This window comes from Actinomadura geliboluensis, assembly GCF_005889745.1.
Lineage (GTDB): Bacteria > Actinomycetota > Actinomycetes > Streptosporangiales > Streptosporangiaceae > Spirillospora > Spirillospora geliboluensis.
Map to the genome: position 1 here is coordinate 1 of NZ_VCKZ01000508.1, position 5,981 is coordinate 5,981.

Consider the following 5,981-nt stretch of genomic DNA (forward strand, 5'->3'; position numbering starts at 1 on the left):
GGGCCGGGCTCGGCCTGGCGATCGTGGCGTCGATCGCGCGGGCGCACGGCGGGCGCGCCCGGGTCGAGCACCCGGTCGGCGGGGGCGCCTGCTTCGTCCTGGAGCTGCCGTTGCGTCCGGTTCAGGAGGGCTCTGTGGAGGTTCTCGCGGGCGACGGGCAGGAGAGGGAGGACGCATGAGCCGGATCCTGATCGCCGAGGACGAGCCGCGCATCACCTCGTTCCTGGAGAAGGGCCTGGGCGCGGCGGGGTTCGGCACGGCCGTGGCCGCGGACGGCGTCGCCGCCTACGAGCAGGCGCGGTGCGGCGCGTACGACCTGATGATCCTCGACATCGGGCTGCCGCTGCGGGACGGGTTCACCGTGCTGCGCCGGCTCCGCGAGGAGCGCGTCGGGCTGCCCGTCATCATCCTGACCGCCCGCGATGGCGTGGCCGACACCGTCGCGGGCCTGGAGGGCGGCGCCGACGACTACATCGCGAAGCCGTTCGCGTTCGAGGAGTTGCTCGCGCGGGTGCGGCTGCGGCTCCGCGCCGACCGGATCCCCGAGCCGACGCTGCTGCGCGTCGGCGACCTGTCCCTCGACCTGCGGACACGCCGCGCCCACGTGCCCGGACGGACGGCCGAGCTGACCGCCCGAGAGTTCGCCCTCGCCGAAATGTTCTGCCGCAACCCCGACCAGGTGCTGACGCGGGAGCAACTGCTCGCGCACGTGTGGGGCTTCGACTTCGACCCTGGCTCCAACGTCGTGGACGTCTACGTCCGCTACCTGCGCCGCAAGCTGGGCGCCGACCGGTTCGAGACGGTGCGCGGCACCGGCTACCGCCTGCGCCCCTAGACCAGGCGGGGTGGCCGGAGGCAGGCGCCGGTTTTACGGTGGGGGTATGGACGTCATGGGGCCCGGGAACCTTGAGGCGGCGCGCTGGTGGGGGCGGATGGCCCGGGATCCGCTGGACACGTACCGGGGGCTCGCCCGGCGGTACGGGGACGCGGTGCGCGTGCCGTTCGGGCCGCGGCGGGCGTTCTACCTGCTGTCGCGGCCCGAGCACGCCGAGCGGGTGCTGGTGGCCAACCAGGACAACTATGTGAAGGCGTTCACGTACCGGCCGCTGCGGGCCGTCCTCGGGGACGGGCTGCTGACCAGTGAGGGCGACATCTGGCGGCGGCACCGGCGGCTGATGCAGCCGGTGTTCTCCCAGCGGCACGTCGTCGGGTTCGGGACGCAGATGGTGGAGACGGCCGTCGAGGGCGTCGAGCGGTGGCCGGACGGGGTGACGCTCGACGCGGCGGCCGAGCTGCGCAAACTCACCCTGGACATCGTGGGGCGGGCGCTCTTCGGCAGCGCGCTCGCCGGTGAGGCGCCGCGCGTCGGGCGGGCGCTGGAGGCGCTGCAGCGCGGCGCAGTCGTCGGGACGTTCCTGCCGGGCGGGCTGGCGAAGCGGGAGATCTACCGGCGGGTGCCGGGGCTCGGCGGCGCGCTCGACTACCTGGACGGCATGGTGCAGCGGGTCGTCGAGGGCCCGGACGGCGGCGAGATGCTGGTCCTGCTCAAGGAGCGCGGCGAACTCGACGCCGAGGAGCTCCGCGACGAGGTCCTGACGCTTCTGCTGGCCGGGCACGAGACCACCGCGGCCGCGCTGGCGTGGACGCTGATGCTGCTGTCGCGCTACCCGGCCGCCAGGGACCGGCTGGAGGCGGAGGTCGACGACGTCCTCGGCGGCAGGGAGCCGAAGGCCGACGACGCCGATCAGCTGCCGTGGACGAAGGCCGTCATCTCGGAGGCGATGCGCCTCTACCCGCCGGCCTGGACGATCGAGCGCGACGCGGTCGAGGACGACGTGGTCGCCGGGGTGCGGATCCCCGCCGGTTCGACCATCGCCGTCCCGCCGTACCTGGTGCACCGGAACGTGGACGTGTGGCCGAACCCGGAGGGTTTCCAGCCGGAGCGGTTCATGGGGGAGCAGCAGCGCCCCCGGTACGCCTACCTGCCGTTCGGCGGCGGCAGGCGCATCTGCGTCGGGGCCGGGTTCGCGATGCTGGAGGCGACGCTGGTGCTGGCCGCCATCAGCCGCACCCACCGGCTGGACCTGGTGCCGGGCGTGGACGTGCGGGCGCGCGCGGAGATCACGTACCGTCCGGCCGGGGTGGTCCCCATGCGGGTCTCGCGCAGGTGATCCCGGGTCCGCGCGGGACCCGGGACCACCGGCCGGTCAGGACTTCGTGCGGGGCAGCAGCAGCGCCGGCACCAGTGCCAGGACGGCGATGCCCAGCGCGATCCAGAAGGCGTGGCCGAAGGCGGCCGCCAGTTGGGGCGCCACGGCCTGGCGGGTCGCGTCGGGCAGCGGGCCGAGGGCGGCGAGACCGGGCGTCCGGGCGCTGATCTCGCGTTGCAGGACCACGGCGAGCACCGTCGTCCCGACGGACGCGCCCATCCGCTGGAGGGTGTTGATGGCGCTGGTCGCGCGGGGGATGAGGTGCGGCGGCATCGACTGGTAGGCCGCCGCCATCGACGGCATGATCGTCGCGCCGAGGCCGAGGCCGAGCACGAACAGGGCGGCGGCCAGGACGGCCACCGGGGTGTCCGCGCCGAGTTGGGTGTAGGCGGCCGTGCCGACCAGTCCGAGGACGATGCCGGCGGGGACGACGACGCCCGCGCCGAGCCGGTCGGTGATCCGTCCGGCGAGGGGCATGGCGACGGCGGCGCCGAGCGCCTGCGGCGCCAGCAGGAGGCCGGTGGCGAGCGGGCCGTGGCCGCGCACGACCTGCCAGTACAGCGGCAGCAGGACGAGGACGCCGAACAGCGCGACGGCGACGACGACGTTGGTCACCGCGGCGGCGGTGAAGCCGCGGTGCCGGAACAGCGCGATGTCGATCAGCGCGGGGCGGCGGCGCGCGTGCCGGACGTACAGCGCGATCAGCGCGGCGGCGATGCCGGCGATCGCCCAGGTGCGCGGTTCGCCGAGCCCGCCGGGACGTCCCGCCTCGGTGGTGCCGTAGGTGAACAGGGCCACGCCGCCGCACAGCAGGAGCAGGCCGCGCACGTCCAGCGAGGCGGGCCGCGGTGTCGAGCGGGGCAGCAGGCGCAGCGCGGCGACGACCGCGACGGCGCCGAGCGGCAGGTTGGCGAGGAAGATCCAGCGCCAGCCGGCGGACGAGAGGATCAGCCCGCCGACGATCGGGCCGGCGACGGAGCCGAGCAGCATGGGCAGGCCGATGAAGCCCATCACGCGTCCCATCCGGGCGGGGCCCGCGGCCTGCGCGAGGACGGTCTGCGCGACCGGGATGATCATGCCGCCGCCGACGCCCTGCACGATCCGGAAGCCGATCAGCGCGGGCAGCGACCAGGCGAGGCCGGACAGCGTGGAGCCGGCGAGGAACAGCAGCAGCGCGGCGATCCAGACGCGGCGGGCCCCGAACCGGTCGGTGGCCCAGCCGGTGGCCGGGATGACGGCGGCGAGGCCGAGCATGTAGCCGGTCAGGACCCACTGGACGGACGTGAGCGGCGCCCCGAAGTCCGCGGCGAGCGTGCGGGTGGCGACGTTGACGGCGGTCGCGTCGATGATCGACATGATGGCGCCGAGCACCACCGCGATGCCGAGCGCGACGAGGCCCCGGTCGAGCTTCTGCGCGGAGTCGGGTGCGGGTGCGTGTGCGGTGTGCGTTGCGGTCATGGCGGTTTCCTCGCATTTCAGACGGGCCGGGCGGTCAGGCGGGCCGGATGTTGTGGTTGCGGTGGAACACGTTCTGCGGGTCGTAGGCGCGCTTGACCTCGCGCAGCCGCCGCAGGTCGCCGGGCGTGTAGGCGGTCGCCGTCCGGGACGTGTCGTGCAGGAAGTTCAGGAACGAGCCGCCGGTCGCGAACGGCGCGAGCGCCGCGTCGTCGTCGGCGGTGCCGTCGACGGTGAGCGAGAACGGGACGTCCCGGTGCCCGACCGGGCCCGCGTCCGGAGCGGGACGGGCCATCGCGCCGCCCCAGTGCCGCACCTCGATGCCGGCGGCGCGGGAGGCGGCGATCGCGGCGATCAGGGCGTCGGGGAGGTCGGCGTGCAGGTGGAAGTGGTGGGGTGCGGTGCCGCCGAGCGACTCGGTCTCGGCGTAGGGCATCGTGCGGAAGTCGTCGTGCAGGGCCTGGCCGCCTGCCTCGCGCAGTGAGCGCAACGCGCGCGCGCCGTCCTCGGCGGAACCGGCGTAGGCCCCGCGCAGCACGACGACCCGGCCGTGCACGTCGTGGTCGGCCAGGGCGACCGACACCGTCAGTTCGTCGGGGCGGGTGTCCGCCTCGTCCCGGAACCGGGTGAGCACGTCAGCGGCGCGCTCGGCGGGGAAAAGCGCCGTCCCCGCGAACACCGTCGAGACCGGGTGGAGGCGGAACTCCAGCGACGTGACCACACCGAAGTTGCCGCCGCCGCCCCGCAGCGCCCAGAACAGCTCCGGGTGGCGGTCGGCGTCGGCGGTCAGGTAGCGGCCGTCGGCGGTGACGATCCGGGCGCGCAGCAGATGGTCGGCGGCGAACCCGTAGCGGCGGGACAGCGGCCCGACGCCGCCGCCGAGCGTGTAGCCGGTGACGCCGACGGACGCGTGCGAACCGGACAGCGGGGCGAGCCCCAGCGGCGCGGCGGCGGCGATGACGTCGCTCCAGCGGGCGCCGGCCCCGGCGCGGGCGACGCGGCGGGCCGGGTCGACGAGCACGCCCGCCATGCGGGACGTCCTCAGCAGCATCCCCTCGTCCGTCGGGACGAGCGTGCCGTGCCCGGTGGCCTGGACGGTCAGCGGCAGGCCCCGCTCGCGGGACGCGAGGACCGCGGCGCGCACGTCCGCGGGCCCGGTGGCGTCGACGGTCAGCGGTCCGGTCCGGCGGGGGAGGGCGGTGGTGTTCATGATCTCGATCCTTCCGGAGGTTTTTTCTCCACTTATTCGCACCGTAACACCGAACGGAGGATTTGTCTCCACTTACTTCCGGACGTTCTCGGTGCCCGACCCCGCCGACGGTATAGTCACTCTTCTTGATAGTCAATGATCGTGACTACTTGGAAATTGGAGGAACTCCCTCCACATGCTTGCTACGCTCAAGGCCATGGGGCAGAAGCAGAAAGAACGCCCGCTGCGGGCCGACGCGCGCGACAACCGCAGGCGGATCCTCGCCGCGGCCGCCGAGGTCTTCGTCGAGCAAGGCCCGGGCGCACCCCTGGAGGAGATCTCGAAGCGCGCGGGCACCGGCATCGCGACGCTCTACCGCCGCTTCCCCGACCGGCAGGCCCTGACCAGGGCCGTCGCCCTGGACGCCCTAGAGCGCAGCACCGAAGAGGCCAAGCGCGCGCGGGACGAGGAGCCGACCGCCTTCGCCGCCCTCGTCCGCTACCTGCACCGCGTCCTGGACATCCGCATCGGCGCCGTCTTCCCCGTCCTCCTGGAGGAGATCCCGTTCGACGACGAGGACATCGCCGCCGTCCGCGCCGACGGCGTCGCCGTCATGCAGGACCTCGTTGCCACGGCGCAGCGCGACGGCGACCTGCGCCCGGACGTCACCCACGGCGACGTCGGGATGCTGCTCGTCCGGCTGTCCCGCCCGATGCCGGGCCCGCTGCCCCGGAACGTCGCCGACGACCTCGCGCACCGCCACCTCGACGTGATCATCGACGGCCTGCGCGCCGCGCCCGGCCCCCCGTCCGGCCTCGCCGGCCCGGCCCTGACCTTCGCCGACCTGGGCGCGATGGGCGACGATCAGGCCAGGTGAGAGCCCGTCCGCAGTGGGCACAGGGACGGCATGAACATCACAGGCATCATCAGCGCGATCATCATCGGGGCGATCATCGGCGCGCTGGGCCGGCTGCTGCTGCCCGGCCGCCAGCCCATCGGGGTCCTGCTGACCGTGCTCGTCGGCATCGTCGCCGCGATCGTCGGCACCGCGATCGCGCAGCGGGTCGGCGTGGCGACGACGTCCGGCATCGACTGGATCGAACTCGCCTTCCAGGTCGGCCTCGCGG

Annotated in this window: 7 protein-coding genes; 5 read left to right on the forward strand and 2 right to left on the reverse strand. The window is 74.1% G+C overall.

The features are described from left to right. The first annotated feature begins 14 nt into the window (after positions 1-14). The 3 genes from ETD96_RS47990 to ETD96_RS39840 are packed head-to-tail and all read left to right on the forward strand — an operon-like array spanning position 15 to position 2,171. Positions 15-179, forward strand: coding sequence for a hypothetical protein (locus ETD96_RS47990; protein WP_338072659.1), 165 nt, complete (start codon positions 15-17; stop codon positions 177-179). Further along, the gene (locus ETD96_RS39835) at positions 176-835 is read left to right on the forward strand and encodes a response regulator transcription factor (RefSeq protein ID WP_138641661.1); all 660 of its coding nucleotides are present in this window, start codon (positions 176-178) and stop codon (positions 833-835) included. The genes ETD96_RS47990 and ETD96_RS39835 overlap by 4 nt, the downstream gene beginning before the upstream one ends. Before the next feature lie 46 nt (positions 836-881). Then, the gene (locus ETD96_RS39840; RefSeq protein ID WP_138641662.1) at positions 882-2,171 is read left to right on the forward strand and encodes a cytochrome P450; all 1,290 of its coding nucleotides are present in this window, start codon (positions 882-884) and stop codon (positions 2,169-2,171) included. A 36-nt stretch (positions 2,172-2,207) separates the two neighbouring features. Here the strand turns inward: ETD96_RS39840 and ETD96_RS39845 are convergent, their stop codons facing one another. Together ETD96_RS39845 and ETD96_RS39850 are read right to left on the reverse strand one after the other, a co-directional pair. Beyond that, complete coding sequence (locus tag ETD96_RS39845) at positions 2,208-3,668, reverse strand: DHA2 family efflux MFS transporter permease subunit (RefSeq protein ID WP_138641663.1); 1,461 nt, start codon at positions 3,666-3,668, stop codon at positions 2,208-2,210. A 34-nt stretch (positions 3,669-3,702) separates the two neighbouring features. After that, the gene (locus tag ETD96_RS39850; protein WP_138641664.1) at positions 3,703-4,875 is read right to left on the reverse strand and encodes an FAD-binding oxidoreductase; all 1,173 of its coding nucleotides are present in this window, start codon (positions 4,873-4,875) and stop codon (positions 3,703-3,705) included. 196 nt (positions 4,876-5,071) lie between these two features. Here ETD96_RS39850 and ETD96_RS39855 point away from each other — a divergent pair, with 196 nt between their 5' ends. Together ETD96_RS39855 and ETD96_RS39860 are read left to right on the forward strand one after the other, a co-directional pair. Further along, the gene (locus ETD96_RS39855; protein WP_138641665.1) at positions 5,072-5,731 is read left to right on the forward strand and encodes a TetR/AcrR family transcriptional regulator; all 660 of its coding nucleotides are present in this window, start codon (positions 5,072-5,074) and stop codon (positions 5,729-5,731) included. Positions 5,732-5,761: 30 nt separating this feature from the next. After that, positions 5,762-5,981: GlsB/YeaQ/YmgE family stress response membrane protein (locus tag ETD96_RS39860; protein WP_138641666.1), on the forward strand; the 220-nt coding region annotated here is incomplete at its 3' end.

Bases quoted from the DNA above. Each gene is read 5' to 3' on its own strand.
- ETD96_RS39850 (WP_138641664.1), bottom strand. From the start codon at position 4,875: ATGAACACCACCGCCCTCCCCCGCCGGACCGGACCGCTGACCGTCGAC.
- ETD96_RS39855 (WP_138641665.1), top strand. From the start codon at position 5,072: ATGGGGCAGAAGCAGAAAGAACGCCCGCTGCGGGCCGACGCGCGCGAC.
- ETD96_RS39845 (WP_138641663.1), bottom strand. From the start codon at position 3,668: ATGACCGCAACGCACACCGCACACGCACCCGCACCCGACTCCGCGCAG.
- ETD96_RS39835 (WP_138641661.1), top strand. From the start codon at position 176: ATGAGCCGGATCCTGATCGCCGAGGACGAGCCGCGCATCACCTCGTTC.
- ETD96_RS39840 (WP_138641662.1), top strand. From the start codon at position 882: ATGGACGTCATGGGGCCCGGGAACCTTGAGGCGGCGCGCTGGTGGGGG.